The organism is uncultured Streptococcus sp. (assembly GCF_901875575.1).
In the GTDB taxonomy this organism is placed as follows: domain Bacteria; phylum Bacillota; class Bacilli; order Lactobacillales; family Streptococcaceae; genus Streptococcus.
The window spans coordinates 201,936-226,748 of sequence record NZ_CABFMF010000011.1 but is presented as its reverse complement, the minus strand read 5'-3'; the positions used below and the strand labels follow the sequence as shown (position 1 = coordinate 226,748).

Sequence of the window (24,813 nt, the reverse complement as noted above, 5' to 3'; positions counted from 1 at the left end):
CTATTCCATAAGAGACCTCATTTTCTTTGTAAATCCAGCATCTGTTACAGCCAAAACCTTTCTCGATTTCCCGACTGCTATGCTTAATTCCAGTGTTGAAAACACGGTTACAATTTCTACTTGATAATAATGACTTTTATCTTGAATCTTCTTGGTCAGATTGGGTCCAGCATCATGGGCTAGAAAGACTAACTTGACCTTGCCGTCTTGAATGGCCTTGACCACCAATTCTTCACCCGATATGATCCGCCCTGCTCGCTGAGCAAGTCCCAAGAGATTGCTTATCTTTTGCTTATTCAAGTCCTAACTCTCTTCTTTTCACTTTGTGATCCACATAAGCGATCAACTCGTCATAAAAGCTTTCATCCACTTCCATGCTAAAGCTGCGGTTAAAGACCTTCTTCTTTTTCGCCTCTAGGGCTTCTGCATTGTCTAGTTTGATATAAGCGCCACGACCATTAGCCTTGCCTGTCGGATCAATAAAGACTTGCCCTTCTTTGTTTTTGACAATACGGAGCAAATCACGCTTATCAATCACTTCATTGGACACAACAGACTTGCGCAAAGGGATTTTTCTCGTTTTCATATTCCCCCCTAGCAGCTTTTATTCTTCTACAGTTTCGTTTTCTGCTTCCAAACCTACTGAAGCAGTTTCTTCCATAGCTTCAAATTCACTAGCAGACTTGATATCGATACGGTAACCAGTCAAGTGAGCTGCCAAACGAACGTTTTGCCCACGACGACCGATTGCAAGAGAAAGTTTGTTATCAGGAACAACCACCAAGGCACGTTTGCTGTCGTTTTCATCAAAGATAACTTGGTCAACTTCAGCAGGAGCGATGGCATTGTAGATAAATTCGGCTGGATCTGCTACCCACTCGATAACATCGATATTTTCCTCGATTGGCACCATACGATCATTTTTAGCATCGTAGCGAGCTGGGTGGAATTTGCTGGTAATCTTCTTGATATTAGCTCCACCACGTCCAACGATTGTACCGATAGCGTCCACGTTGGGATTGTGACTGCGAACAGCAACCTTAGTACGGTCACCAGCTTCACGAGCCACGCTCATGATTTCAACAGTTCCATCATAAACTTCTGGAATTTCTTGCTCCATCAATCGTTTGATCATTTCTGGATGGCTACGGCTGACAAAGACGTTCACTCCGCGAGGGTTGTCTTCAACCTTGTAGACATAGACTTCGATACGATCATGAGAAGCAAAAACTTCTCCAGGGATTTGGTCTTGTTTTGACAATTGGGCTTCGATACTGCCGAGGTTGACATAGATGAAGCGGTTGTCAAAGCGTTCTACTGTACCAGACATGATTTCTTGTTCATGTTCTTTATAAGTATTGTAGGTAATGGCACGTGTTTGCTTGCGCATTTTTTCCATGATGGTTTGTTTGGCAGATTGGGCTGCTACACGACCAAACTCAGCAGGTGCTTCTTCAAACTTGATTTTATCACCAAGTTCATAGGCTGAATTGATGGCAAGAGCATCTTTCAAGCTGATTTCCAAACGACTATCAAATACTTCATCAACCACTTCACGGACAGTATAAACTGTAAAGTCACCTGTTTTTTCGTTGAAGTCAATAGCTACGCTGTCTGATTGACCATAGCGTCTGCGATAAGCGGAACGAAGCGACTCTACTACTGCGTCGATGATATCTTCTTTTTTGATTCCCTTATCTTCTTCCAAAATGCGGAAGGCCTCTAGCATTTCTTTACTCATGTTTTCTTCACTTTTGAATCCTCAAAAGCTGTCCTTTCTTTTCTATAATTTAACTGCTAAACGTGCTTTTGATATTAAACTGTATGGGATTTGGACAGTTTTCTTACGCGTCTTGTCCATATATTCCATAGTTAACTCGTCCTCTTCAAAGGCCACCAAGGTTCCTTCAAAGACCTTTTGCTTATCTATGGCTTGGTAGAGCCCGACATGGATGTATTTCCCAACCGCTCCAGCGACAGCATCCTTGGTTTTCAAAGGACGTTCCAAGCCTGGACTGGTAATTTCTAGGAAATATTGTTCTGGGAAGGGATCTGGCTTGATAGTGTCTAGGACAGGACTGATCATTTCTGTCAAGTCTGCCGTATCGTTCAAGGTAATTCCTTCAGGTTTATCTACAAAAATACTGAGAATCATGTCACTGCCAATCTTTCCATACTCGATGTCCACGAGTTCAAAAGGTGCTTGAATGACAGGTTCTACAACTTCTCTGACTAATTCTACGATTGTTGCGATTGCGTCCACCTCCTCATAAGCAAGAGGCGAAGATATTTCCCCGCCTCACTTTCTCATATTCTTACTCTTAGTATAGCACGTTTGCCAACTTATGTAAAGCAAAAGCACTTATACAGCCTGATTTCAGGCTATTTCTTAAAATTCTGCCTCAACTCGGTAGATAACTTGCCCCTTGTTGGAGAATTTTTGCTCGTATTCTGTCATGACATTGCCTTCAAAATCACTGGCATGTAAATTAAGCCAGACACCGTTAAGCTTCATGCCATACTGAGAAAAACTCACCAGACTGTACTCAAACAAGCCACGATTGTCCGTTTTGAAATGAATTTCTCCATTTTCAGGTAAGATACGCTTGAAGGTATCCAAGAAGGTCTTGTAGGTCAAACGACGCTTTTCATGGCGTTTTTTCGGCCATGGATCTGAAAAGTTCAGATATAAGCGATCAATCTCACCGTCTTCAAAGTAGTCAGTCAAGTCAGAACCATCTACCCACAAGAGCTTGATATTAGGCACTCCAACTTCAAGAACCTTGTCCAAGGCGTAACTCAAAACAGACTTTTGAATATCAATCCCGATATAGTTGATGTCAGGGTTTTGTTTGGCCATACCTGAAACAAAGGCACCCTTTCCACTTCCAACTTCCACATGAATGGGATTGTCGTTGCCGAACAAATCCCGCCATTTTCCCTTAGCTTCTAAGGGATTGAGGACCACATATTGGGGATTTGCCTCTAGTAATTCTGTTGCCCCTTTACGATTTCTAACTCTCATTTTCTCTTTCCATACTTGTCCCGGAAGAGACGTAGTCCCTTAATCTCCCGATTGACATTTTCTAAATCTTGATTCATATAATATTTGGAAATCTGGCTCAAATAAGAATATTGACCATACCAATACAATTTATTCAATACTGTTTGATTGTACTTATACCCATAGTAGGTCAGCCATTCCTTCCACTCATGTTCTGGAATGTAATGACAGAGCATATGGGCCACATCAAACATGCGATCAGTCAAGCGAACCGAATCCCAGTCTACCAGATAAATCAAACCACTATCTGTCTCAATCCAATTACTATGACGTACATCTCCATGGACAATCGTCGCATGATCCTCTTTAAATCCTGGAACAGTTTTACGTAATTCAGCTACTACTTGACTGAGATACTGATTCTTACGCAAGGCATCTGGAACCATTCCTAGCCAAGATTGCAGTAAATCTGCGGGTCTTTCCATGGCATATCCCAAACGACTCAACTGTGTCATCAAAGGACGTGAACGATGAAGACGAGTTAAAATATTGACGATTTGTTTACTATTCATATCATAGGGGGTCAATATCTTGCCTGTCAACCATTCTTGAGCACACATATCACGCCCATCTGCCAAACGGCGACTCCATAATAACTGTGGAGCAATTTGTTCTCTAGCTAGACCAGGTAGGATTGGAGAGGTGTTCATTTTTACAAAGATACGCTTCCCATCAGGATAGCTACCCATATAAGCCTTGCCACTTTTCCCAGGTATGGGAGTCAGTGTTAGCTCATTATCACCCAAATCCATTTCTTTCCTCCGTATAAAGTTTCCTTACTATTCTACTAGTTTTTGGCCTATTCGTCAACCGCTCCACACCTGATTCTCAAAGAAAAGCCTCTGGATTGGCTTGGGCTATCATTCTAGAAAGAAAAAGGCAAGCACCGTCTTCTGCTTACCTTTTCATGATGTTTAGAAATAAGTTAAGAGTGGCAAACTATTGTAAAACATATGGACTAGAGTAGAAACCCATAGGTTTTGGCTCTTTTTATAAGCAAAGCCCAGTAACAAACCACCAAGTAGATAATAGAAAAACGAGGGCACATCATAAGGTTCATGCATGAAAGAAAAGAGAGAGGAAGTTAGTACAAGTCCCAGCCAAGAATTGTCAAAAACCGCACCCTGAAGAAGTCCTCTAAACAGGAGTTCCTCCTGGATAGGTGCCAAAACTATAGCACTAACAATAAAGGAAAGCGAAAGTCCTTTACTAGCTTCCTCAAGGTGTTGATCCGAAGCACCAGAAACAACTGAGAAAAAAGCATGATAGCTAATACTTACCAGCACAGTGAGAAGAAAAATTCCAATGAAGAGCAAGAGTTGTTTCTTGCTTAACATCCCCAAAGAAATCATATCAAACCATTTCGCATAGCCAAAACTAAGGAAAAGCAAGAGACTCTTTACAACAATGAATGTGTACTGGTGTTGAAAATAATCTCCTTGATTGACGGAATATCCCGCCGCACCAACGATTGCAAATACTAAAAATCCCAAAAACAAGGCATGACACTTATTGAAAATGACCATAAAACTATCCTCCTCAACAAACAGACTTCCCTACACGTCATTCTTTAGTTCTAGCCTTTCCAAAACAAACCATTTGAGTAACCAAAATACGACCACATAACCACCCCCTAAGAAGATAGCCATTAAAGATAGCATGGGATTTAGGAAATAAAAGGCCACAACAGATACAAAGGTTAGCACAAAAACATTAAAGGCAATGGTGTCAGAAGCCAAGACCAGAATATCAGGTGTCAACCAGTCTAAGGTTTTGGAATCTAGGAAAAATAAGTGTTTATGCATGATGACCTCCTCTTGTCAAGCTCTACTGCTGCAAGATTAAGAAGACAGTTTGCTCTTTTTAAGACTAACCCGACTACTAGATAATAGATATATTAAAGCATTAAAGACAATGAAAATATGTCCATAGAATAAAATCAACCTCACATCCAAACCAAGATAAAGTTTGACCATCAAAAAGATGAGCAAAAGAATTTGAAACCATATCGTTTTTCCAAAAATAAATTTAAAACGGTTTTTAATGTCTGCCTCCTTGATTTGTACCGTCACCCCTTTATTGGTAAGAAGAAAAACTCCTGCTTCAAACAAGCCACTGTAGAGAACCAGCCACCCAATCGATACATTAGAGATTTGTAAAAATGTCCCTAAAAGAATATTCAACATACTACTCAAGAAAATAACAAGAAATAATCTGTATTTCATATTAAATACCTCCATTCATTTATTTCACGAACTTTTTAATAGAGTCTTCTACTCAAATATCCTGATAAAAGAGGAAAGAAAGCTACTTTTTATAATACTTCAAGCCCCACATGAGCAGAAGCATGATGATCAAGCAGAGAATAGCACCAATGTAGGCAATCAATTGCTGATAGAATTCTCCTGCTGTGATACCTCTATACAAACAAATAATAGACATAAAGCCTGTCAAACCGATATACATGAGTTGATTGGTTCTAGGACTAACCAAATCATCATCTTTAAATTCTCTTATCCTCATTTCCCTAGTGAAGTAAACAGTGACCAAAATAGAAACCAAGTTAATAACCACTAAAAGAAATTGGAAAACCAAGGAAAAATTTAAAAACTGACGAGCTAGAAACAGATAAGTAGAGACAAGTAAGGGCAACTGCCCTAGGAACAATCTCGCAAGGGAGATGTTCCGTTTTTTAAAAAAATATTTTTTTCATAGCTTTCTCAATTACAATTAAATGATATCTAATCATTTTCTAAAATTTGATAACTTTTGTGAAATGTTTTAGCAGAAACAACTCTATGATTGGTGATATCTATATAATCACCTGGATAACCAAGAACATACATCCCATAACCAGCGAATCCTCCTCCAACTGTTCCAACTAAACCAAACTTGATATTCGTTGCGAGAGAAGTGTTAAGACCTGCCATTAGAATGCGCACATGATTATCCAACCAAACCATATAATTTTTTTGAAAAGCTTCCTCTACCCAACTTGGTTTAGGAGTTGCTTGACCAATTTCCCAAACATCAACAATTTGATTCCCATATTTTGCCTTCATAGCTTCAATCCTTTTTAAATACCATTACATGAGTTTGGAGTTCCCCCTATACCATAAGGACTACATGGTTTTGAAGGATGTATAATAGGCCACTTACCATTTAATTGATCCAAAGTTGGAGACAGTGCTAGCCCACCCAATAAAGCAGAAAGCATATCTCCCCAACCTCCAAAACCACCTTCAACGCAAGCAAGCATATCAGTATCCATAATCTCAAATTGTTCCATCATTTTTATATTCATAACAAATACTACTTTTTTGTTTTGTTGCAACTTTCACCAATTTAGTCTATCATTGTTTTTTAAAATTTTTCATCCAAATCTTGAATTGTCATCTAGATATCTTAAATTGTAAAAACTTCATTAGCCCCTACTTTTTATAATACTTCAAACCCCAAATGAGTAGAAGCATGATAAGCAAGCAGAGAATAGATCCAATATAAGCAATTAGTTGTTGTAAGATTCTCCTGCTGTGATACCTCTATACAAACAGATAATAGACATAAAACCTGTCAAACCGATAAACATAAGTTGATTGGTTCTAGGACTAACCAAATCATCATCTTCAAATTCTCTTATCCTCATTTCCCTAGTGAGGTAAACAGTGACCAAAATAGAAGCCAAGTTAATAACCACTAAAAGAAATTGGAGGACTAAGGAAAAATTTAAAAACTGACGAGATAGAAATAGATAAGTGGATACAAGTAAGGGCAACTGACCTAGGAACAATCTCGCAAGGAAGATGTTCCGTTTTTTAGCAAGAAAAGTTTTCATTTCTTTGCTCCTTTCATATACTATCAGACAAAGAACGACACATACTCACCTGTTCAACTTAAGTAGCCAGAAAAAAGAGACACGTAATAGTAGCATTCATTAAGCCATGTACAACTACACAGGAATATAGATTTCTTTGCTTTATATAAAGACAACCCAATACAAGTCCTGTCACAAGATGCTGAGAAATAATCTCTCCATCATGAGCAAATCCAAAAAGAACAGCTGAAAGAAAAACAGCAAAAATAGGAGAATATTTTTCTAAAGTTCCTAAAATGATTCCTCTAAAGAGCATCTCCTCCAAAAGAGGTTGAGTAAAAGCAGTTGACAACCAAAATAGAACTGTATAAAAGAAACCACTAGTTTCAAAATGTTGAAAAAAACTCAAAGAACTTGTGTTATCGTGGGCTTTTCCAAGGACGGTAGTAAAAAATATAAAACCAACTACTAAAATTAGATTAGCTAGATAAGCAAAAATAATCCATCTCAATTCTACCCACTTGATTGGTAAGCGATCTAAAGTAGTCTCGTCCCCCATCTCTTAACAAGATATACAATAATTGTTAAACATATAAAGAAAGATAAAAAGTAGACACCAACACCGAATACTTCTCCCATCACTCCGTCATAAAATCGTCTAACAACAGATAATGGTACAACTTGAATAGCAAAAGTAAGTAAAAATCAAGTCAGCACTTTTATAAAGATAGAACTTATGTTTTTCATAGTTTATCCTTTCTTTAATGTCTAGATGATTTTTTAGCATTGTCCCCTGTTTGTAGATTTGCTAAATCAATCATTTTTTCTCCTTTTGTATTTCTTATAATTAACATGACACGATATAATGGAAGTAATAATTAACACACCTCCAATAATAAAGTTTAATAAATCCTGATGCTCTACAACTATGTACAGACCAAATAAACATAGGCCAAATTGCGAAATACAGTTTTGAAATTTCATCAAGTCCCCACCCCCATTTTGCAAAATTGATATACACTCTAATCTGGTTCATACAATATACTTTTATAAGTATTTACTATGAATAAAACCTGTAAGATTGATACATTTCTTTTTTGTCCTGTTGCAACTTTGACAAGTTTAGTATTACTGTTTATTAATTTTTTTCATCCTAATCTTAAATTGCAAAAACTTCATTAGCCCCTACTTTTTATAATACTTCAAGCCCCAAATGAGTAGAAGCATAATAAGCAAGCAGAGAATAGCGCCAATATAGGCAATTAATTGTTGGTAGAATTCTCCTGCTGTTATCCCTCTATACAAACATATAATAGACATAAAACCTGTCAAACCAATGAACATAAGTTGATTGGTTCTAGGACTAACCAAATCATCATCTTCAAACTCTCTTATCCTCATTTCCCTAGTGAAGTAAACAGTAACCAAAATAGAAGCCAAGTTAATAACCACTAAAAGAAATTGGAGGACTAAGGAAAAATTTAAAAACTGACGAGATAGAAATAGATAAGTAGAGACAAGCAAGGGCAACTGACCTAGGAACAATCTTGCAAGGAAGATGTTCCGTTTTTTAGCAAGAAACGTTTTCATTTCTTTGCTCCTTTCTTTTTAGATAAAGCAAAATAGATCATAGCCGCAATCATATAGGCTATAGTATAAAATAGATGATACCAAATACTTTCCCTAAGTGGATAAAGAAAGATGGACATGATCAGATACAAGGTTAAAATAATAAATATTTTTCTCTTCATAAGATTTCCTCCTAAATGTATGCTTTATATTAGTTTAGCTACAACCTTTACACTGCCAGTATAGCACTCATTTTGACCTTGGAACACTCAAATCACAAATGGTCATCAAAACATCTTGAATTGTAAAAAATTAAAAAAAGCAAGCATGAAAAACATACTTGCCCTTTACACCATATTGATACCAACTTAATTTGTAGATTTTTTATCCTGCTATCACATATCATTTTGACAGGCGAAACAATATTAAAGAAACTCCCCTGTAGATTAAACTAGCGATAAAAATCTTTTTATCTAATTAGATCTATCTTTATTCTTCTTTGGAGATTTTAAAAATTTTTCCCTAATTAAAGAAGTAATAAAAGAAACAAACATACCAACAACAAAAACAATAAGAAAACTTTTGAAATCCATAATTACCTCCAAGTACACAAGTTCAAGTCTTTAAGCAACCATAATAGCCAATTGTAACATTGTTTTTATATTCACATAATACATCACTTTTCAGTCACGGAACAAGTTTAATATAAAAATTATCAAAAAAATATAGGCAATAAAAAGAAAAATTAATTTATCATAGATTAGAAATAATATGACAAAACAATTCAATGATGTTAATTCAATGATTCTTTGTTTTTTATCAGAGATACTTAAAGATAGATAAATAAGATAGGTTTGAAAGGTGAAGAGAATAATATAGAATATATCTTTCATAAAAATACCCCTTTACATTTGTTAGTTTTATCTTACCTTATTTAAGCTTACAAAATCACTCAAATCACGAATGGTCATCAAAACATCTTGAATTGTAAAAATTTAAAAAGCAAGCATGAAAAACATACTTGCCCTAGGGGAACTTAACAATGTGAAAATACAAAATAGAAAACTACTCACCCTCACTTCCGTATGTTCTTATATATTCTCATAATCGCAACAAGGATAGCAGCTGTCCCACTTGCCAAAAATAGGAGGGTAATGATAATGTTGAGAATTTCAGGCGTACTCCATATTCTGTTGATAAGACGGAGTAGAGATATAACTGTCAACTGAATCAGAAGTATTGATTCTACTCTTATCAATGAAGTCAGTTGGTTTTCAACTGCATATAAAAAGGCTGGTAGCAAAACACAGGCTATAGCAATCACAAACAGATTGCCCCCCGTTTCTTCTCCCTTGTTCACCACGGAAATCATGAGAAGATTCGAAGCTATGATCAACGTAGAACAGATGATAAAAAAGGATTTCTTATTCATTTATGATACCTCACATACTATAGTATTTTAATTGATGACTGCAGGCAGTACTTCTTTCCACAAGTCTTCTAATCATCAACCGACATCGAGTGAACCGTTAAAACCTGACGAAAGACTTGATTTTGACAGGTGGTATTTAGACTGGTATTAGGATGACTTTCGACAATCTTCATGACAGTATAGAGACCAACTCCTCTCTCCTCCCCTTTAGAACTGGCTCCAAAGGAGAAGATTTCAGAAATATCTATGCTCTCTTTTTTGATGGAGTTTTCAATGATAAAGGTCTCCTGTGCTCCATTTTTTAAAAAGGCGATTGAAACATGAGGTTGACTGGCCTCTGCACTGGCTTCAATAGCATTGTCACAAAGGATAGACACAATGGTTAGAAAATCAAGTAGGCTCATCCCCTCAACCTGAATCTCCTCAGGAACTTCGACATTAAAGACTATGTTCTTATCTCTGGCTTTTAGAAATTTCCCTGCTAGAAGACTTTTGAGGGCACGGTCACGAATATTCACGAGTCGTCCAAGGTCATATTTATTGTCCTGCAATTTTTCACTAGAATCCTTTAAGACCGAGTCGTAAACCTCTTTTATCTGCTCCATATCCTCCTCTTCAATACCCAGACGTAAACTAGTCAAGAGGTTGGTGTAATCATGGCGAAAACTCCGTACTTCCTTGTAAAGTTCCTCTATATGCCGACTATAGCGTTCCATATCTCTATAGCGCAAGGCCTGCTCTTGGTCCAGTCTCTCATGGAGTTTGTCCTTCAAATAGGTATCCAATTTCTTGATAATCCCCATAAAAAAGAGTAGGTAAAAGACTAGGATGAGATGGCGAACAGTCGTTGATTGAATACCTTGTTCATATTCAAAGAAAGACAGACTTTGCATCACTAGATAGTAAGCCCCCATTATCCAGTTAATCGTAGTCAGGGACTTTTGAAAAGCTTTATCTAGAATCTCCCTTCTCAAGTTAGTGAAATCATAGTCCAACCATTTCAAAAAGGCTAGGGAAATGAAGAAATTGAAAATTATTATACACAACCAAATCAAAGAGTAATTATCATGTACTTGCCCTTGTCCCAAAAATGGAAGCACAAAATAAGAAATACCTCTATAAAAGAGATTCACCAATATCATTGGAAAGAGACCATAAAAGAAAAGGAGTTTTTTAGGAAGCCCTCTTAACAATAAGAAAGACAAGCCTATACCGTACAAGGGTTCCGTAAAATAAGATAGGTAAGTATTTCCTACTATATAGTTAATCGTTACAAAAACGACTGCTAAAAGTAACTTAAAAAGAAAAGCTTTAAAAAATCTCTCCAGAGTTAGAACAATTCCATCCACCTTAAAAAATATAAACAATTCCAATCCAACTATCAAAAATGAATATACTATCTTCCAAACTATTTCCATTACATTACCTCACTCAGTGCAAGTTATTGATAGCCTCAGACACTTCCCTGACCTTATAACGCGCTATCATACAGCTTCCACCATTAGGAAAATAAAGAAGTTTTTCTTTCTTATCCAAACGAACCACATTGGCAGGATTGATGAGAAAAGAGCGGTGGCACTGCAAGAGACGGGGCTCCTGCTTGAAAACCTCCTCTAAACTCGCTGTAAATTCCAACCTGTCTGTCTTGGTATAGAGAATGACGCGATGGGCTCTGGGTGACGTTTCGAGATAGTAAACCTCTTTAAAAGGATACTGGAATTGAGCAAATTTTGATTTAAAATAAAAGCAATCTTCAGCTAGACTTTTACTGTCTTGACCATTGGCATAGAGGAGGGCTGTCTCGATACGAGATTCAAACTCCTCTGCCAAAAGAGCCTTATCAATATAGTCCAGAGCAGACACTTGGTAGCGAAAGGACAGGGGCATAAACTCCGAGTGAGTCGTCACAAAGACAATCAGGGCATAGGGGTCTCGATCCCGAATCTTTCTAGCTACTTCCAGCCCCTTCATCTCCTCATTTCGAATCTCAATATCCAAAAAGAATAGCTGATGGGCGCCCTTCTCATGCACCTCTGCCAGCAGTTGGTCTGCCTTCCCAAAGACCTCAAAAGAGCTGGGAATAATCTGATGTCCTTTTAAAAGTTTCTTAATCGTCGTTTCAATCCTAGTCTGTTGGGAAAAATCATCTTCTAAAACAAATATCCTCATCTTCTTACTCTCCTTGTTTCAATTTCTTCCTAAAAAGAGAATAGCAAAAATACTTTGATACAAGCCCACCAAATCCTAAACAGGCCTTTAACGCTCCTGAAGGGTATCTTGTTCCTCAAATAAGCATGATAATCTTACCACTATTTTATCATAAAATTTTAACAGTACCATTCAGGAAATTTCAAGGGCAATTAAAGATTTTATGGTGAAAAAGGAGATAAAAATGATAGACTGACAGTATCAAAACACAGTTGCTAGAAACAAGACTGGCACCCAGATTAAAGGAGGAATTCTCATGACAGATACAAACCCTATCAAAAGAGCTCAGACTTTGATTACTGACTTAAACAAAGCCTATCAAGCATGCAAACAGACAAGCGCTGACGACGTCCGCTTTCAGGAGCAATTAAACTCTATTCTTGGCTTTCTAGCCAAGGCTGAAACAGTGGATAATCGAGTCTTGATTGAACTGGAAAAATTTTACCAGACTTCCAGTCTTCTCATGGGACTCAGCGCCCTCAATCCAGATGCTCCTACTCGCGCCGCTTGGCGGGCCTATGACCGCTTCCACTTTGACCAAGTCAAGACAAAGTTGAGTCTCTACGGACCAACCATTATCCTGTAGAAAATAAAAGAAGTTGAGACAGACTGAACTCAACTTCTTTTTAATATCATATAAGCAATATTAGTCCTGCATCTGACGTTTTACCTGATAAGGTAGGTACAAGACTAGTAAAACCAAACCAGCTCCCAGTAAGGCTAGAAGGGCTAGTTTTTCTTGGAAGGTAATCAACCCGACAACTAATTCCACAAGTAAAACAAAACTGGTCAATCCTCGGACTACAGCCTGTAAACCTTTTTCCTTTTGCCCCTTGTCCAGCGGAAAGAGTTGGGTCAAATACTGGTAGTCAAAGGCATGATAGAGGGCCAGTAACTGGAAGAGCAGGAGGTAGTTAAAGAGAACCACCACTGCTGTCGCAATCCAAGCTTGCTCGATAAAGACCTGCGCCAGCAAGGAAAGTAGGAGCAGACGAAGACTGAGGGCAAAGAGATCTCCATTTCGCAGATAAGAACGCAAATAGAGATTTTGCCAAATCTTTCCAGGCACCTTCTGAACAGCCTTTAGGATAAAGTCCAGATAGGCACGACGCTTAACGCTGTTTGAAATCCCCTTGACCTGCGTAAAGAGGGCAAAGAAACGAAGCAAGACTTGCTTACGCTTGCTTTCTTGAGAAATAACATAGTCCCAGTCCAGTCCAGTTTCAGTAAAAAACTTGCTGGCCTTTTGACGAAAAAGGAAATATTTACCTAACCCAAACAAAAGCACATAGACCAGAAAAACAGGCAAGTCATAACCCATTGCCAAAAATAAGGGCGCAAATAACAGCAAGAAAAGGGTCTGGACAAAGAGCCAAAAGACTAGGGAAATGCCAGTTTGACGCTTGAGATGGAACTTGACTTCCTCTTCTCCAACTAAGAGAAAGAGCTTGTCTGGAGACTCCATATAGGTGGCAATTCCTCCCCAAAGCAAAAGTAAAACAGAGGTAATTCCTACAAATAAAAGGATAGGCCAATGATTTTCAGGAAAATCTTGCAAGAGTTGACTGTACTGGTAGGCTAGAAAGCCCAGCAGGACAAGCAGGAACAAGACAAAGTGGTCATTGAGAACATAGCGCAAATAACCAAGACACTCCTTACGAAAAGCCTGCTTTCTCTTTAAAAACAAGTCTTTCATAGCTCCTCCTCTTTGGTCAGAGCCAAGTAAATATCATTCAAACTAGCCTCAGGCATATCAAAGGCTTCGCGCAGTTGCAGGAGATTCCCCTTGGCACGCACCTCTCCCTTGTGAAGAATGACAAAGGCATCACACATCTTCTCCGCCGAATCTAAGACGTGAGTACTCATTAGAATGGACTTACCCTTTTGCTTTTCCACTTCCAAAAGTTGAATCAAGTCTGCAATAGCCAACGGATCAAGACCAAGGAAAGGCTCATCCACGATAAATAGACTTGGATCCACCACAAAAGCACAGATAATCATAACCTTCTGCTTCATCCCTTTGGAAAAATGAACAGGAAACCAATCTAACTTCTGCTCCAGACGGAACATTTTTAACAAAGGTTCTACTCGATCAAAAGCTACATTTTGCTCAATACCATAAGCCATAGCAACCGTTTCGATATGCTCTCTGAGGGTCAATTCCTCATACAGACTAGGCGTCTCAGGAATGTAACCAATCTGCTTGCGGTAGCTAGTCGCATCTCCTTGCAGGGTCAGGCCATTGATATTGATGGAGCCACTGTAGGGTGTCAACAGACCGATAATCTCATTGATAGTCGTCGATTTCCCTGCACCATTAAGACCAATCAAACCGACCAACTGCCCACTTTCAACGGTAAAGGATACATCTTTCAAGACAGGGACATGGAAATAGCCACCTGTCAGGTTTTTAATTTCTAACATATTTTCTCCAAATCTGGTATAATGTAGCTATATTATATCAAAATTCAAGACAGTAGAGGTAGATTTTATGTCAGATTGCATTTTTTGTAAAATCATAGCAGGAGAAATCCCTGCTTCAAAAGTATACGAAGACAAGCAGGTACTCGCCTTTCTGGATATTTCTCAAGTAACACCAGGACATACTTTAATCGTTCCTAAACAACACTATCGCAATCTTTTAGAAATGGACGCTACTAGCGCTAGCCAGCTCTTTGCCCAAGTTCCACAGGTGGCTCAAAAAGTTATGAAAGCAACCAAGGCCGCTGGCATGAATATTATCTCCAACTGTGAAGAAGTCGCTGGTCAAACCGTCTTTCACACCCACGTACACCTTGTACCTCGTTACGGTGCAGAAGATGACCTCAAACTAGACTTTATCTCTCACGAACCAGACTTTGACAAACTTGCTCAAGTCGCTGAAACTATCAAAAACGCCTAAGGAGTTACCATGAAATTATCCAATCTACTGCTATTTGCAGGAGCTGTAGCCGGAAGTTATCTGGTCACAAAAAATCGCCAAGCTATCACAGATGAAGTCTTAGATACAACTGACCGTATTGAAGCAATAAAGGACGACCTAGCCATCATTCAAAACAGCTTACAGGTTATTAACCAACAAAAAGAAGTCATTCAGGAATACCAAAAAGACCTTACTTACAAATTTAAAGTCTTAGAAAAGGATATCCAGACTAGACTAGCTGTGATAAAAGAAACACAGGAAATTGAAGATAAGTAAAAAGAGCCAGTCGGCTCTTTTTTAAAACGTAAACAGGTTATATCCCATCAACTATACATCATAATTCAGGTAACTCATTCACTATTTCACAACTAATACTCTTCGAAAATCTCTTCAAACCGCGTCAACGTCGCCTTGCCATACTCAAGTACAGCATGCGGCTAGTTTCCTAGTTTTCTCTTTGATTTTCATTGAGTATAAATCAAATACTTTCCCAGACTTTCCACCGTAATGAAAACACCTGAAATAGTTTGGTTTCAGGTGTTAGGAAACTTTGAGACCTGGGCTCAAAGTTTAGGTATGGAACTTCGAAGAAGGTCGCTACCGTCCGTCATTACTTAAGGAAAGTCTTAAAAAATCTATAAAGTAAAAAGAGCCCGACGGCTCTTTTTACTTTATTCTCCATCAAAGGCATCTTTAATATGGTCAAAGAAACCTTTTTTCTTTGGATTGACTTTTAAATCACCTGCAGCTGCGAACTCTTTAAGGGCTGCTTTTTGACGGTCGTTCAAGCCTGTCGGTGTTACAACATTAACTGTAACATATTGGTCACCAACTGCACCTCCACGAAGGCTCGGAGCTCCTTTGCCACGTAGGCGGAATTTCTTACCAGTCTGAGTGCCCTCTGGGATAACCAATTCAACATCACCGTGAACAGTTGGGATATCAACTGTGTCACCAAGAGCTGCTTGGACAAAGTTGAGGTTGAGATTGTAGAAGATAGTCGTTCCTTCACGTTCAAACTTGTCGCTGGCTTCCACAGAAACCACTACATACAAGTCACCATAAGGTCCACCATTAAATCCAGCTTCACCTTGACCTGCTAGGCGAATTTGTTGACCTGTTTCCACACCAGCAGGAATTTTGACATGTACGCTATGGGCTTGTTTTTCATGCCCTGTTCCGTGACAGGTTGTACATGGATCTTTGATTTCTTTTCCGCGACCGTGACAGACATCACAGGTTACTTGGCGACGCATCATGCCAAGCGGAGTCTGCGTATCGACGTTAATGACACCAGCGCCATGACAGCGTCCACAAGTGACTGGACTTGTTCCTGGCTTAGCACCTGATCCATTACATGTACGACAGCCAGCTTCACGATGATACTTAACTTCCTTCTCAGTTCCGAAGATAGCTTCTTCAAAGGTCAAGTTCACACGATACTGGAGGTCATCCCCTTGACGAGGAGCATTTGGATTGCGTGATGCACCGCCTCCGCCGAAGAAACTTGAGAAAATATCCTCAAAACCACCGAAGCCACCTGCCCCATTGAAACCGCCGAAACCACCAGCACCACCAAAGCCACCGTTAGCACCCGCAGCACCATATTGGTCATAGGCAGCCCGTTTTTGGTCGTCACTCAAAGTCTCATAGGCTTCCTGAACTTCCTTGTATTTTTCCTCAGCACCAGGCTCCTTATTGATATCTGGGTGATATTTTTTCGAAAGCTTACGATAAGCCTTTTTGATCTCGTCTGCCGAAGCGTTTTTTGACACCCCCAGACGATCATAAAATTCAGTATTGTTCATACAAGATACCAAGACCGTAAAATTCGACTGAAAAATAGGAAATCTGACGCTGGAGCGATGCTCCTAGGCAGATTTATCTTTTTTCCGAGAATTTAGGTCGGGTTCATTTCCTTTCTTTTATATTGAGTAAGAAATTTGGGAACCCGTGTTCAATTCCCTGAACACCCTTGTTCCTTTCTATAATTTTCATGTAAATCTTTAGAGGGTATTTTCTATACTCTGCTTCACTTGATAAAACTCTTCATCTGATAGAGTAAATATCAAATCCTCTTCAGCATACTCGTTCTGTTCTTTAAAATAATTGTCCGTATTCTCTGCCAACCCTAAACTGAAAATCACTTTTCTTGCAAACTCTTGATGTGCAAAACCGATAGCCGTAATGATTTGTTTATCTTGGACAAGGACTTTCGGTTGGAAATTCTCACGTGGAAGAAATTCAAAATAGTCAAAGAAGTTTTGCCAAATTCCACCTGTAAATTTCGTATTGTTCAACAAGCCTGCTTTCGCCAATAAAAGGGGCGCTGAAGAAATGGCTGCAATTAGGATATCTTGCTCATTAAGACTTCTCAAAAACGAGATCAATTTCTCATCTTGTAGAGCAGGACCTATATTTACCATTCCTGGCAAAATCACACAAGAATAATCTTCTATACAGATCTGATCCAATGTTTTCGTCGGTTGACAGGACAAACCATCCTCAGAGACCACCATCGAATTCTCAGAAGCGACATAATCAATCGTGATTTCAAAAGACAGAGCTAAAGTACTCGTTAAAGTGGTTATCTCATAAAGAGAAAAATTAGGATAAATGATACAAAGTACTTTTTTCATACGCAACATCCTCTATTTTACCGAAAAACAGAGGCTGGGTTGCAACCTCTGTGGTTAGATTATTCCTTTGAAATAAAAATTATTGTATTATCTCTAGTAGTAATCTTCAAAGACCTTTTAGCCAAATCAAATTCAAATTTATTATAGTGTGGGTCTTGTGTTTTATATAGATCTAACTCCTGACGTATATGATCTGAAAAGTCAATCATAACATCTTTAAACACAGAAGTGTAGTCATATTTACTCTTACCAACAGCTACTTCTGTAAATTCTTTATAAATGACATTTCCATTTCTTTCCACAGTTACCATCATTTCTGTTGAATTACAATGCAAATTAAATAATTCTTCAAAAAACTCTATCTTTTCATGATAATCTGCAATGTCAGAAAGATTATTTTTATTAACACTCATAACACTAGCCCCTTACTTCTCAGTAAACTCTCCGTCTACGACGTCATCGCCTGCGTTTCCTGTTGCTTGTGCGCCTTCTGCTCCTGCTTGAGCTTGTTGGGCTGCGGCGGCTTGTTCGTAGAGTTTAACAGCAAGTCCTTGAGCTTTTTCGTTCAATGCTTCAAGTTTTGCTTTCATTTCGTCCAAGTTGTTGTCTTCTTGAGCTTTCTTAAGATCATCAAGGGCAGCTTGGGCAGCGTCACGTTCTGTGTCGAAGCCTTTGCCTTCAGTTTCCTTGATTGTCTTTTCAGTCGCAAAGATTGCTTGGTCTACTTCGTTACGAAGGTCAACTTCTTCTTTACGTTTCTTATCTGCTTCAGCATTTGCTTCTGCATCTTTCATCATGCGATCAATTTCTTCGTCAGTCAAACCTGAGTTCGATTGAATCACAATTGTTTGTTCTTTTTGAGTTCCAAGGTCTTTGGCTTTAACAGACACGATACCATTCTTATCGATGTCAAATGTTACTTCGATTTGAGGAATTCCACGAGGTGCGGCTGGGATATCTGTCAATTGGAAGCGTCCAAGAGTCTTGTTATCTGCTGCCATTGGGCGTTCACCTTGAAGAACATGGATATCGACGGCTGGTTGGTTGTCTGCCGCAGTTGAGAAGACTTGTGATTTAGATGTTGGAATAGTAGTGTTGCGGTCGATGAGTTTTGTGAAGACACCACCCATTGTTTCGATACCAAGTGACAATGGTGTTACATCAAGAAGGACAACGTCTTTAACATCACCAGTAATGACACCACCTTGGATAGCAGCACCCATAGCAACAACTTCATCAGGGTTTACTGATTTGTTTGGTTCTTTACCAGTTTCAGCCTTAACAGCTTCTACAACGGCTGGGATACGAGTTGAACCACCAACAAGGATCACTTCGTCGATTTCTGACAAACTCAAACCTGCATCTGAAAGGGCTTGACGAACTGGAACTTTTGTACGTTCTACAAGGTCACGAGTTAAATCGTCAAATTTAGCACGAGTCAAAGTCATTTCCAAGTGAAGAGGTCCAGCCTCACCAGCAGTGATAAATGGCAAGCTGATTTGTGTTGAAGTTACACCAGAAAGGTCTTTCTTAGCTTTTTCAGCCGCATCTTTCAAACGTTGAACAGCCATCTTGTCAGTAGACAAGTCAATACCGTTTTCTTTCTTGAATTCTGCTACCAAGTGGTCGATAATTTTTTGGTCAAAGTCATCACCACCAAGTTTGTTGTCCCCTGCAGTTGACAATACGTCGAAGACACCGTCACCCAATTCAAGGATAGAGACGTCGAATGTACCACCACCAAGGTCAAATACCAAGATTTTTTCTTCTTTGTCAGTCTTGTCCAAACCGTAAGCAAGAGCGGCTGCAGTTGGTTCGTTGACGATACGTTCTACTTCAAGACCAGCGATTTTACCAGCGTCTTTAGTTGCCTGACGTTGAGCATCGTTAAAGTAAGCAGGAACTGTGATAACTGCTTTGGTTACTTTTTCACCAAGGTAGTCTTCAGCGTAGCCTTTCAAATATTGAAGAATCATAGCTGAGATTTCTTGTGGAGTGTATTCTTTTCCGTTAGCAGAAACTTTTTCAGAAGTTCCCATTTTAGATTTGATAGAGATGACTGTATCTGGGTTTGTAACTGCTTGACGTTTTGCAGCATCACCGACGATGATTTCGCCGTTTTTGAATGAGACTACAGATGGAGTTGTACGGTTCCCTTCTGGGTTTGCGATGATTTTTGATTCAGTTCCTTCAAGAACTGCAACTGCTGAGTTTGTTGTACCTAAGTCAATACCGATAATTTTAGACATGTGTCTTTCTCCTTGTTTGTTAATTTTCTATTTTTCTTTTTGATACTCTTCTTAGGTGACGGCGCCGTCAGAGCTTGACTTCGTCAATCTCTTTGACTAAACTTTGAGCCTAAGGTCTCAAAGTTTGCGCAAATAGCGCCACGGCGAAGAGTATCGTCTTTGGTTCGCTTCGCTCACTATTGCAAAGTTGAACTACTTTTTTATCTTTCTTCATAGTTTAGTGTCGTTTCGGACAAATTTTGTCAAGTTTTCTAAACTAGTTATAGACCACTACCATTGCTGGGCGTAGGATGCGGTCATGGAGTTTGTAGCCTTTTTGGAAAACTTGGGCGATGGTATCTGCTGGGTGTTCATCGTCTGCTGGGAGAGTTTGGATGGCCATATGGTAGTTATGGTCAAATTCACCGTCAGCTGTAATTTCTTCGATTCCTTCTTCTTTCAAAGCGTGAATCAAGCTTTCTTGCACCATTTCCAAGCCCTTCTTCACATCATCTGTCAAACCTTCAACCGCGAGTGCACGCTCAAGGTTGTCCAAAGAAGGGAGAATCGCTTTTGCCAAGTCCTGGCTACGATAACGTTGCAAGTTTTGACGCTCTTCATTGGCACGTCGTTGGATATTTTGCATTTCTGCATGAGCGCGAAGGTATTTGTTTTCGAACTCATCTGCACGTTCATTTGCCAAGTCCAACTCAGACTTCTCAGGAGTCGTTTCTTCTACCGTTTCCACAACTTCCTCTTCTTGAACTTCTTCTACTTCTTCATTTTTTATATCTTGGGCCATTTTCGCCTCCTTTAATGATTTCAATCTTAATGTACTTCGTAATGATTACTGCTGAGGTAGCGGTAAAAATCTGTCAACTTCATGGTCAAAACACGGTTGACCACATTGACTTGGTTGATTAGCTGTTGGTAATCCAGATTGACCGGACCAATAATCGCTAGAATTCCAACTCCCCGATAAGGAATCAGGAACTTGCTACTAATCACCGCTAGGTCAGCTAGACAGGACTCTTGACTGTCTGCAACACGGACGTTTTGCATCTGATCTTCACGCAACCCCTCACGAATCTCCAGAGCCACCTTTTGCGGCTGGTCAAAGAACTGATAAGCTGCTAGATTGGCAAAATTCAAGAGATTAACCTTGCCTGCCACCACAATATTTTCGTTGAACATTTCTTTAAAAATATGTTCAAAGAGATCGATAACATTATCCGTCGTTGTAAAGTAACGCTGGATAATCTGCGGAATCTCCGTCCGAATCTTGTAGTGAATATCTAGAACGGTGTGGCCGAGGAAACGTTCCTGAATGATGCTCTTCAGTTTCAGCAAATCCTCCTGCAAGAAGTTCCTTGGAATCAGAAACTGACTGGTAACTGTTCGCGACTCGTCTAGGGTAAATACTGCCAAGGCTGTATGTTGCCCCAGAACAACGATATCAAAGGCTGTCAAACGTTGCCTGCTCGGCTCAACATCCAGTGCTACTACCGTACAGCCACTCAAGTCTGTCAGTAGACTAGCAGCCTCTTGCAGAATATCCTCCAATTTGAAGAATTCCTGATCAAAGGCTTTGACAATCTCATATACCTCATTTTCAGCCAGTCGGTCAAAATCCAGTGAGTGTTTTACATAGTACTGAAAACCAGCAACACTTGGCATCCGACCACTTGAAGTATGCGCCTTTTCAAGCAATCCTTGCTTTTCTAGAGCCGCCATGTCATTACGAATGGTAGCACTGCTAGAGTTAATAGACTCTTGCAAGGCTTTGGATCCGACAGGTTCGTGCGTTTTGGTAAAGATGTCAATAATCAGATTTAAAATATCCTGCTGACGCTCTGTAACCATCTCATCACTCCTCTCTGTCTGATCGATTAGCACTCGATACACTCAAGTGCTAACTTATGATTCTATTATACACCCTTAAAAGAGAATGTCAAGACAAAAACTCAAAAATTTAGCACTCTTTTATTAAGAGTGCTAAAAATTAGTCTAAAGACCTAGAACCTTACCATTCATCTACTCGGTATTTCCTTTTTAATCTGAAATAACCATAGATTAGATAAGAAATCATGAGAGCATATAGGGCAAAAATGATAAAGAAAGACATAGAAAGATCTTCTCTAAATAAACTCATACAAACAACAAGACCACCTAAGAAAGTAGCTGTACATGAACGAAGTCTATATCGCATAACTTCCCATCTGAGATCCTTACTCATATAGACTTGATCCTCCGTAAGTAAATCAGAAGATGATTTATGAAGAATTGAACAAAACCCTGTTTCTATCAATTCCCAACCTCTATTTCGAAAATCTTGCAGTTCATACTTATACTTTTTAAGAAATCTAGAATCATAGATACGGTAGATGATATCATCTGGTTGACATTGGTCAAAATAGAAAAAACCAAAACGACTAGTCCTATACCTCCAACCTTTCAAATGCATCTCATGTAAATATTCTTCTTCCTTGTCCAAATCAAGAATAGTGAAAATCCGAAATTGTAGTTTACTTTTCATTGTCTGACCTCCAAATTAGAAAATAGGCATTGTTTCATTTATCAGATAATTCTTTCCACTTTTGAAACAACTTCCAAAAAATATAAGAAATCTGAATCGCAAAAACTATCAATAAAACCCAATCTATTATGACAATCAAAAACATTTCCCAACTGAAAGAACTACCTCCACTGACAAACTTTGAGAAAACCGGTAGTAGAGCTGAAAAGAGAAGCAAAATAGGAAGCATCCGCATTGTTAAAATCCGTTTGACCATAGCCAATTTCCCAGCAGCGTCATTATAGATTTCAAACTCAGTATCCGATTCAATTCCAGAATGAAGCTTTCTAAAGTAGGAAAATCCATTAAAATCTGTAATATGCTCCCAGCCACAGTCTTTAAATAGTTGTAAATAGGAGGCTCTCTCTGATTTTTTCATAGGATAAAAGTCCAACTGATACGACATCTGCTCCGGTTGACACTTTTCAAAAGTATACTTAACCGCAACTACTAGGTTAGAGTAGCTTACTTCCTTAAGTTTCCAGCCTTCAGCATGCATTTTCCTAAGATATAAAGCCTCTCTGTCATAATCCACAATGGTAGCAATTCTATAAACAACCTTCTTTTCCATCATCCTTCCTCCCTACTATTTCTGTAGAGTCGTTCAATACGTTTCAATTCAATATCTAAGACTTTGCGTCCCAAGTCTGTAATCTGATAGATTTTACGCTTCTCCTCTTCACGGACAAAGGAAATCAAGCCGTCCTTTTCCATCTTTGACAAGGTTCCATACATAGTTCCAGGACCAATCAAGACTTGCGAATCTGTCATATCCTTGACCTTTTGCGTAATACTATAACCATGACCTTCCTTTTGTAGACAGAATAAGATATAAAATCCTGTTTCCGTCATCGGAAGATAAACTCGACGAACCTTATCTGTTAATTCCATTTTTACCACCTCCTATGCAGTTAGATGTATCGTACTTCGTTATACAAAATATATCATAACTCGATATAAAATACAAGAAAAAAGACCGCCCTTAGGCAATCTTTCTTCTATATTAGTAAAGATCTAAATAGTTATCAATTTCCCATTGTGAAACGAAGGTTGCATAACTTGCCCATTCGATTCGTTTGGCTTCAAGGAAGCTAGTATAGATATGCTCTCCAAGAGCCGCTCTAACAACCTCATCCTCTGTCAAAGCCTTCAAAGCGTTGTGGAGAGTTGATGGAAGATCTGTAATACCAGCTTCCTTACGCTCTTCTGCTGTCATGATGTAGATATTTTCTTCAATAGGAGCTGGTGCTTCGATTTTGTTTTCAATACCATGCAAACCAACTTCTAACAGAACCGCCATAGCAATGTATGGGTTAGCCATTGGATCCACTGAACGCAACTCAAGACGAGTTCCCATACCACGTGAAGCAGGCACGCGCACAAGTGGCGAACGGTTACGGCCAGCCCAAGCAATGTAAACAGGCGCTTCATAACCTGGAACCAAACGTTTGTATGAGTTAACTGTTGGGTTCATGATAGCAGTATAGTTGTAGGCATGCTTGATCAAACCGCCAAGGAAATAGTAGGCAGTTTCTGACAACTGCATTCCTTTTGGATCATTTGGATCAAAGAAGGCATTATTTCCTTCTGCATCAAACAAGGACATATTACAGTGCATACCTGATCCAGCAATACCAAATTTTGGTTTGGCCATAAAGGTTGCATAAAGGCCATGTTTACGAGCAATGGTTTTAACAACGAGCTTAAAGATTTGAATCTTATCACAGGCACGGAGGACTTCATCGTACTTGAAGTCAATCTCATGTTGTCCAACTGCAACCTCGTGGTGACTCGCTTCTACTTCAAATCCCATTTTGGTCAAGACATTCACAATCTCACGACGTGTATTGTCCGCAAGGTCAGTAGGCGCTAAATCAAAGTAGCCACCCTTGTCATTCACTTCAAGAGTTGGATCTCCATTTTCATCTAGTTTAAATAGGAAGAACTCTGGTTCTGGACCAAGGTTGAAGGATTTGAATCCTACTTCTTCCATGTGACTAAGAGCACGTTTGAGGTTTCCACGAGGATCACCTGCAAATGGAAGACCTTCAGTTGTATAGACATCACAGATCAAACCTGCAACACTTCCGTTTTCATCCCCCCAAGGGAAGACTGTCCAAGTGTCCAAGTCTGGGTGCAAGTACATATCTGACTCATTTATACGTACAAAACCTTCAATAGAAGATCCATCGAACATAGCCTTGTTTGACAAGACTTTATCTAATTGTTCATCTGTAGCAGGAATTTCGACGTTTTTCATGGTTCCGAGAATATCTGAAAACATGAGACGGATAAAGGTAACATTTTTTTCCTTGACTTCACGACGAATATCTGCAGCTGTGATTGGCATGAGTTTTCTCC

At 39.1% G+C, this 24,813-nt stretch carries 33 protein-coding genes and 1 pseudogene; 3 read left to right on the top strand and 31 right to left on the bottom strand.

Translation table 11 applies throughout. The features are described 5' to 3' along the window. The 19 genes and pseudogenes from QZ114_RS03700 to QZ114_RS03615 form a co-directional block, all read right to left on the bottom strand. A complete protein-coding gene (locus tag QZ114_RS03700; protein ID WP_061369062.1) occupies positions 1–300 on the bottom strand; it encodes a YlxQ-related RNA-binding protein in 300 nt (99 codons plus the stop codon). Continuing rightward, on the bottom strand, positions 293–586 hold the full coding sequence (locus QZ114_RS03695; protein WP_000857561.1) for an RNase P modulator RnpM: 294 nt from the start codon (positions 584–586) through the stop codon (positions 293–295). The genes QZ114_RS03700 and QZ114_RS03695 overlap by 8 nt, the downstream gene beginning before the upstream one ends. An 18-nt stretch (positions 587–604) precedes the next feature. After that, positions 605–1,741: a transcription termination factor NusA gene (gene nusA, locus QZ114_RS03690; RefSeq protein ID WP_295499803.1), complete on the bottom strand. Its 1,137-nt coding sequence runs from the start codon at positions 1,739–1,741 to the stop codon at positions 605–607. A gap of 42 nt (positions 1,742–1,783) precedes the next feature. Beyond that, positions 1,784–2,290, bottom strand: coding sequence for a ribosome maturation factor RimP (gene rimP, locus QZ114_RS03685; RefSeq protein ID WP_366926343.1), 507 nt, complete (start codon positions 2,288–2,290; stop codon positions 1,784–1,786). A gap of 99 nt (positions 2,291–2,389) precedes the next feature. Continuing rightward, positions 2,390–3,025 (bottom strand): tRNA (guanosine(46)-N7)-methyltransferase TrmB, encoded by a 636-nt coding sequence (trmB, locus tag QZ114_RS03680; RefSeq protein ID WP_295499799.1) that lies wholly within the window; start codon positions 3,023–3,025, stop codon positions 2,390–2,392. Continuing rightward, positions 3,022–3,816, bottom strand: coding sequence for a cell cycle regulator CcrZ (ccrZ, locus tag QZ114_RS03675; protein ID WP_295499797.1), 795 nt, complete (start codon positions 3,814–3,816; stop codon positions 3,022–3,024). The genes trmB and ccrZ overlap by 4 nt, the downstream gene beginning before the upstream one ends. A gap of 162 nt (positions 3,817–3,978) precedes the next feature. Then, a complete protein-coding gene (locus QZ114_RS03670) occupies positions 3,979–4,590 on the bottom strand; it encodes a CPBP family intramembrane glutamic endopeptidase (protein ID WP_295499796.1) in 612 nt (203 codons plus the stop codon). A gap of 30 nt (positions 4,591–4,620) precedes the next feature. Continuing rightward, complete coding sequence (gene blpZ, locus QZ114_RS03665) at positions 4,621–4,869, bottom strand: immunity protein BlpZ (RefSeq protein ID WP_295499794.1); 249 nt, start codon at positions 4,867–4,869, stop codon at positions 4,621–4,623. A gap of 36 nt (positions 4,870–4,905) precedes the next feature. Continuing rightward, entirely contained in the window at positions 4,906–5,289 is a 384-nt protein-coding gene (locus tag QZ114_RS03660) for an immunity protein (protein WP_295499792.1), read from the bottom strand. Positions 5,290–5,371: 82 nt separating this feature from the next. Further along, on the bottom strand, positions 5,372–5,746 hold the full coding sequence (locus tag QZ114_RS03655) for an immunity protein (protein ID WP_295500261.1): 375 nt from the start codon (positions 5,744–5,746) through the stop codon (positions 5,372–5,374). 59 nt (positions 5,747–5,805) lie between these two features. Then, a complete protein-coding gene (locus QZ114_RS03650) occupies positions 5,806–6,126 on the bottom strand; it encodes a hypothetical protein (RefSeq protein ID WP_000645118.1) in 321 nt (106 codons plus the stop codon). A gap of 14 nt (positions 6,127–6,140) precedes the next feature. Further along, positions 6,141–6,368 (bottom strand): bacteriocin class II family protein, encoded by a 228-nt coding sequence (locus QZ114_RS03645; protein WP_084887559.1) that lies wholly within the window; start codon positions 6,366–6,368, stop codon positions 6,141–6,143. 127 nt (positions 6,369–6,495) lie between these two features. Then, positions 6,496–6,899 (bottom strand): annotated as a pseudogene (locus tag QZ114_RS03640) (immunity protein). Positions 6,900–6,957: 58 nt separating this feature from the next. Further along, positions 6,958–7,389 carry a CPBP family intramembrane glutamic endopeptidase gene (locus tag QZ114_RS03635; protein WP_295499788.1) on the bottom strand — a complete coding sequence of 144 codons (432 nt, stop codon included), beginning with the start codon at positions 7,387–7,389 and terminating at the stop codon, positions 6,958–6,960. Between the two features lie 674 nt (positions 7,390–8,063). Further along, on the bottom strand, positions 8,064–8,468 hold the full coding sequence (locus QZ114_RS03630) for an immunity protein (RefSeq protein WP_295499786.1): 405 nt from the start codon (positions 8,466–8,468) through the stop codon (positions 8,064–8,066). A 452-nt stretch (positions 8,469–8,920) separates the two neighbouring features. Further along, positions 8,921–9,040 (bottom strand): PncF family bacteriocin immunity protein, encoded by a 120-nt coding sequence (locus QZ114_RS03625; protein ID WP_004269601.1) that lies wholly within the window; start codon positions 9,038–9,040, stop codon positions 8,921–8,923. Between the two features lie 482 nt (positions 9,041–9,522). Then, positions 9,523–9,879, bottom strand: a complete 357-nt coding sequence (locus QZ114_RS09835) for a hypothetical protein (RefSeq protein ID WP_366926340.1) — start codon at positions 9,877–9,879, stop codon at positions 9,523–9,525. Between the two features lie 68 nt (positions 9,880–9,947). Then, positions 9,948–11,297 carry a sensor histidine kinase gene (locus QZ114_RS03620; RefSeq protein WP_295499783.1) on the bottom strand — a complete coding sequence of 450 codons (1,350 nt, stop codon included), beginning with the start codon at positions 11,295–11,297 and terminating at the stop codon, positions 9,948–9,950. Between the two features lie 13 nt (positions 11,298–11,310). Further along, the gene (locus QZ114_RS03615; RefSeq protein ID WP_295499781.1) at positions 11,311–12,048 is read right to left on the bottom strand and encodes a LytTR family DNA-binding domain-containing protein; all 738 of its coding nucleotides are present in this window, start codon (positions 12,046–12,048) and stop codon (positions 11,311–11,313) included. Positions 12,049–12,343: 295 nt separating this feature from the next. Between QZ114_RS03615 and QZ114_RS03610 the strand changes: the two genes are divergently transcribed. Then, positions 12,344–12,673: a helicase BlpT gene (locus QZ114_RS03610; RefSeq protein WP_295499779.1), complete on the top strand. Its 330-nt coding sequence runs from the start codon at positions 12,344–12,346 to the stop codon at positions 12,671–12,673. Between the two features lie 60 nt (positions 12,674–12,733). On the opposite strand, the gene QZ114_RS03605 is transcribed toward QZ114_RS03610, so the two are convergent. Both QZ114_RS03605 and QZ114_RS03600 read right to left on the bottom strand, forming a co-directional pair. Continuing rightward, positions 12,734–13,783 carry an ABC transporter permease gene (locus QZ114_RS03605; protein WP_295499777.1) on the bottom strand — a complete coding sequence of 350 codons (1,050 nt, stop codon included), beginning with the start codon at positions 13,781–13,783 and terminating at the stop codon, positions 12,734–12,736. Next, complete coding sequence (locus QZ114_RS03600; RefSeq protein ID WP_295499775.1) at positions 13,780–14,511, bottom strand: ABC transporter ATP-binding protein; 732 nt, start codon at positions 14,509–14,511, stop codon at positions 13,780–13,782. The genes QZ114_RS03605 and QZ114_RS03600 overlap by 4 nt, the downstream gene beginning before the upstream one ends. A gap of 67 nt (positions 14,512–14,578) precedes the next feature. On the opposite strand from QZ114_RS03600, the gene QZ114_RS03595 reads away from it, so the two are divergent. Beyond that, positions 14,579–14,989, top strand: coding sequence for an HIT family protein (locus tag QZ114_RS03595; RefSeq protein ID WP_295499773.1), 411 nt, complete (start codon positions 14,579–14,581; stop codon positions 14,987–14,989). 9 nt (positions 14,990–14,998) lie between these two features. Continuing rightward, positions 14,999–15,286 (top strand): hypothetical protein, encoded by a 288-nt coding sequence (locus tag QZ114_RS03590; protein WP_295499771.1) that lies wholly within the window; start codon positions 14,999–15,001, stop codon positions 15,284–15,286. A gap of 395 nt (positions 15,287–15,681) precedes the next feature. Here QZ114_RS03590 and dnaJ read toward each other — a convergent pair whose 3' ends face one another. The 10 genes from dnaJ to glnA all read right to left on the bottom strand — a co-directional run bounded on the left by dnaJ (position 15,682) and on the right by glnA (position 24,802). After that, a complete protein-coding gene (dnaJ, locus tag QZ114_RS03585; RefSeq protein WP_261026197.1) occupies positions 15,682–16,818 on the bottom strand; it encodes a molecular chaperone DnaJ in 1,137 nt (378 codons plus the stop codon). A gap of 198 nt (positions 16,819–17,016) precedes the next feature. After that, positions 17,017–17,649 (bottom strand): DJ-1/PfpI family protein, encoded by a 633-nt coding sequence (locus QZ114_RS03580; RefSeq protein WP_295499768.1) that lies wholly within the window; start codon positions 17,647–17,649, stop codon positions 17,017–17,019. Positions 17,650–17,708: 59 nt separating this feature from the next. Continuing rightward, positions 17,709–18,062: a hypothetical protein gene (locus QZ114_RS03575; protein ID WP_295499765.1), complete on the bottom strand. Its 354-nt coding sequence runs from the start codon at positions 18,060–18,062 to the stop codon at positions 17,709–17,711. A 12-nt stretch (positions 18,063–18,074) separates the two neighbouring features. Beyond that, the gene (dnaK, locus tag QZ114_RS03570) at positions 18,075–19,898 is read right to left on the bottom strand and encodes a molecular chaperone DnaK (RefSeq protein WP_295499763.1); all 1,824 of its coding nucleotides are present in this window, start codon (positions 19,896–19,898) and stop codon (positions 18,075–18,077) included. A 256-nt stretch (positions 19,899–20,154) separates the two neighbouring features. Next, on the bottom strand, positions 20,155–20,679 hold the full coding sequence (grpE, locus tag QZ114_RS03565) for a nucleotide exchange factor GrpE (protein WP_000046041.1): 525 nt from the start codon (positions 20,677–20,679) through the stop codon (positions 20,155–20,157). Between the two features lie 26 nt (positions 20,680–20,705). Then, positions 20,706–21,740: a heat-inducible transcriptional repressor HrcA gene (gene hrcA, locus QZ114_RS03560; RefSeq protein ID WP_295499759.1), complete on the bottom strand. Its 1,035-nt coding sequence runs from the start codon at positions 21,738–21,740 to the stop codon at positions 20,706–20,708. Between the two features lie 160 nt (positions 21,741–21,900). After that, positions 21,901–22,413 (bottom strand): DUF2812 domain-containing protein, encoded by a 513-nt coding sequence (locus QZ114_RS03555; protein WP_295499757.1) that lies wholly within the window; start codon positions 22,411–22,413, stop codon positions 21,901–21,903. Positions 22,414–22,447: 34 nt separating this feature from the next. Next, positions 22,448–23,023, bottom strand: coding sequence for a DUF2812 domain-containing protein (locus QZ114_RS09830; protein WP_366926342.1), 576 nt, complete (start codon positions 23,021–23,023; stop codon positions 22,448–22,450). Next, complete coding sequence (locus tag QZ114_RS03545; protein WP_295499755.1) at positions 23,023–23,343, bottom strand: PadR family transcriptional regulator; 321 nt, start codon at positions 23,341–23,343, stop codon at positions 23,023–23,025. The genes QZ114_RS09830 and QZ114_RS03545 overlap by 1 nt, the downstream gene beginning before the upstream one ends. 112 nt (positions 23,344–23,455) lie before the next feature. Next, the gene (glnA, locus tag QZ114_RS03540) at positions 23,456–24,802 is read right to left on the bottom strand and encodes a type I glutamate--ammonia ligase (protein ID WP_295499753.1); all 1,347 of its coding nucleotides are present in this window, start codon (positions 24,800–24,802) and stop codon (positions 23,456–23,458) included. Positions 24,803–24,813: the final 11 nt, after the last annotated feature.

What these genes read in the sequence shown, in the direction of transcription:
- blpZ (WP_295499794.1), bottom strand. Translation starts at nt 4,869, where the DNA reads ATGCATAAACACTTATTTTTCCTAGATTCCAAAACCTTAGACTGGTTG.
- hrcA (WP_295499759.1), bottom strand. Translation starts at nt 21,740, where the DNA reads ATGGTTACAGAGCGTCAGCAGGATATTTTAAATCTGATTATTGACATC.
- grpE (WP_000046041.1), bottom strand. Translation starts at nt 20,679, where the DNA reads ATGGCCCAAGATATAAAAAATGAAGAAGTAGAAGAAGTTCAAGAAGAG.
- QZ114_RS03670 (WP_295499796.1), bottom strand. Translation starts at nt 4,590, where the DNA reads ATGGTCATTTTCAATAAGTGTCATGCCTTGTTTTTGGGATTTTTAGTA.
- QZ114_RS03620 (WP_295499783.1), bottom strand. Translation starts at nt 11,297, where the DNA reads ATGGAAATAGTTTGGAAGATAGTATATTCATTTTTGATAGTTGGATTG.
- QZ114_RS09835 (WP_366926340.1), bottom strand. Translation starts at nt 9,879, where the DNA reads ATGAATAAGAAATCCTTTTTTATCATCTGTTCTACGTTGATCATAGCT.
- ccrZ (WP_295499797.1), bottom strand. Translation starts at nt 3,816, where the DNA reads ATGGATTTGGGTGATAATGAGCTAACACTGACTCCCATACCTGGGAAA.
- QZ114_RS03645 (WP_084887559.1), bottom strand. Translation starts at nt 6,368, where the DNA reads ATGAATATAAAAATGATGGAACAATTTGAGATTATGGATACTGATATG.
- QZ114_RS03595 (WP_295499773.1), top strand. Translation starts at nt 14,579, where the DNA reads ATGTCAGATTGCATTTTTTGTAAAATCATAGCAGGAGAAATCCCTGCT.
- QZ114_RS09830 (WP_366926342.1), bottom strand. Translation starts at nt 23,023, where the DNA reads ATGGAAAAGAAGGTTGTTTATAGAATTGCTACCATTGTGGATTATGAC.
- QZ114_RS03575 (WP_295499765.1), bottom strand. Translation starts at nt 18,062, where the DNA reads ATGAGTGTTAATAAAAATAATCTTTCTGACATTGCAGATTATCATGAA.
- QZ114_RS03600 (WP_295499775.1), bottom strand. Translation starts at nt 14,511, where the DNA reads ATGTTAGAAATTAAAAACCTGACAGGTGGCTATTTCCATGTCCCTGTC.
- QZ114_RS03610 (WP_295499779.1), top strand. Translation starts at nt 12,344, where the DNA reads ATGACAGATACAAACCCTATCAAAAGAGCTCAGACTTTGATTACTGAC.
- QZ114_RS03650 (WP_000645118.1), bottom strand. Translation starts at nt 6,126, where the DNA reads ATGAAGGCAAAATATGGGAATCAAATTGTTGATGTTTGGGAAATTGGT.
- QZ114_RS03605 (WP_295499777.1), bottom strand. Translation starts at nt 13,783, where the DNA reads ATGAAAGACTTGTTTTTAAAGAGAAAGCAGGCTTTTCGTAAGGAGTGT.
- QZ114_RS03625 (WP_004269601.1), bottom strand. Translation starts at nt 9,040, where the DNA reads ATGGATTTCAAAAGTTTTCTTATTGTTTTTGTTGTTGGTATGTTTGTT.
- QZ114_RS03580 (WP_295499768.1), bottom strand. Translation starts at nt 17,649, where the DNA reads ATGAAAAAAGTACTTTGTATCATTTATCCTAATTTTTCTCTTTATGAG.
- QZ114_RS03590 (WP_295499771.1), top strand. Translation starts at nt 14,999, where the DNA reads ATGAAATTATCCAATCTACTGCTATTTGCAGGAGCTGTAGCCGGAAGT.
- trmB (WP_295499799.1), bottom strand. Translation starts at nt 3,025, where the DNA reads ATGAGAGTTAGAAATCGTAAAGGGGCAACAGAATTACTAGAGGCAAAT.
- QZ114_RS03615 (WP_295499781.1), bottom strand. Translation starts at nt 12,048, where the DNA reads ATGAGGATATTTGTTTTAGAAGATGATTTTTCCCAACAGACTAGGATT.
- nusA (WP_295499803.1), bottom strand. Translation starts at nt 1,741, where the DNA reads ATGAGTAAAGAAATGCTAGAGGCCTTCCGCATTTTGGAAGAAGATAAG.
- QZ114_RS03545 (WP_295499755.1), bottom strand. Translation starts at nt 23,343, where the DNA reads ATGGAATTAACAGATAAGGTTCGTCGAGTTTATCTTCCGATGACGGAA.
- glnA (WP_295499753.1), bottom strand. Translation starts at nt 24,802, where the DNA reads ATGCCAATCACAGCTGCAGATATTCGTCGTGAAGTCAAGGAAAAAAAT.
- QZ114_RS03630 (WP_295499786.1), bottom strand. Translation starts at nt 8,468, where the DNA reads ATGAAAACGTTTCTTGCTAAAAAACGGAACATCTTCCTTGCAAGATTG.
- QZ114_RS03660 (WP_295499792.1), bottom strand. Translation starts at nt 5,289, where the DNA reads ATGAAATACAGATTATTTCTTGTTATTTTCTTGAGTAGTATGTTGAAT.
- QZ114_RS03555 (WP_295499757.1), bottom strand. Translation starts at nt 22,413, where the DNA reads ATGAAAAGTAAACTACAATTTCGGATTTTCACTATTCTTGATTTGGAC.
- dnaJ (WP_261026197.1), bottom strand. Translation starts at nt 16,818, where the DNA reads ATGAACAATACTGAATTTTATGATCGTCTGGGGGTGTCAAAAAACGCT.
- QZ114_RS03695 (WP_000857561.1), bottom strand. Translation starts at nt 586, where the DNA reads ATGAAAACGAGAAAAATCCCTTTGCGCAAGTCTGTTGTGTCCAATGAA.
- dnaK (WP_295499763.1), bottom strand. Translation starts at nt 19,898, where the DNA reads ATGTCTAAAATTATCGGTATTGACTTAGGTACAACAAACTCAGCAGTT.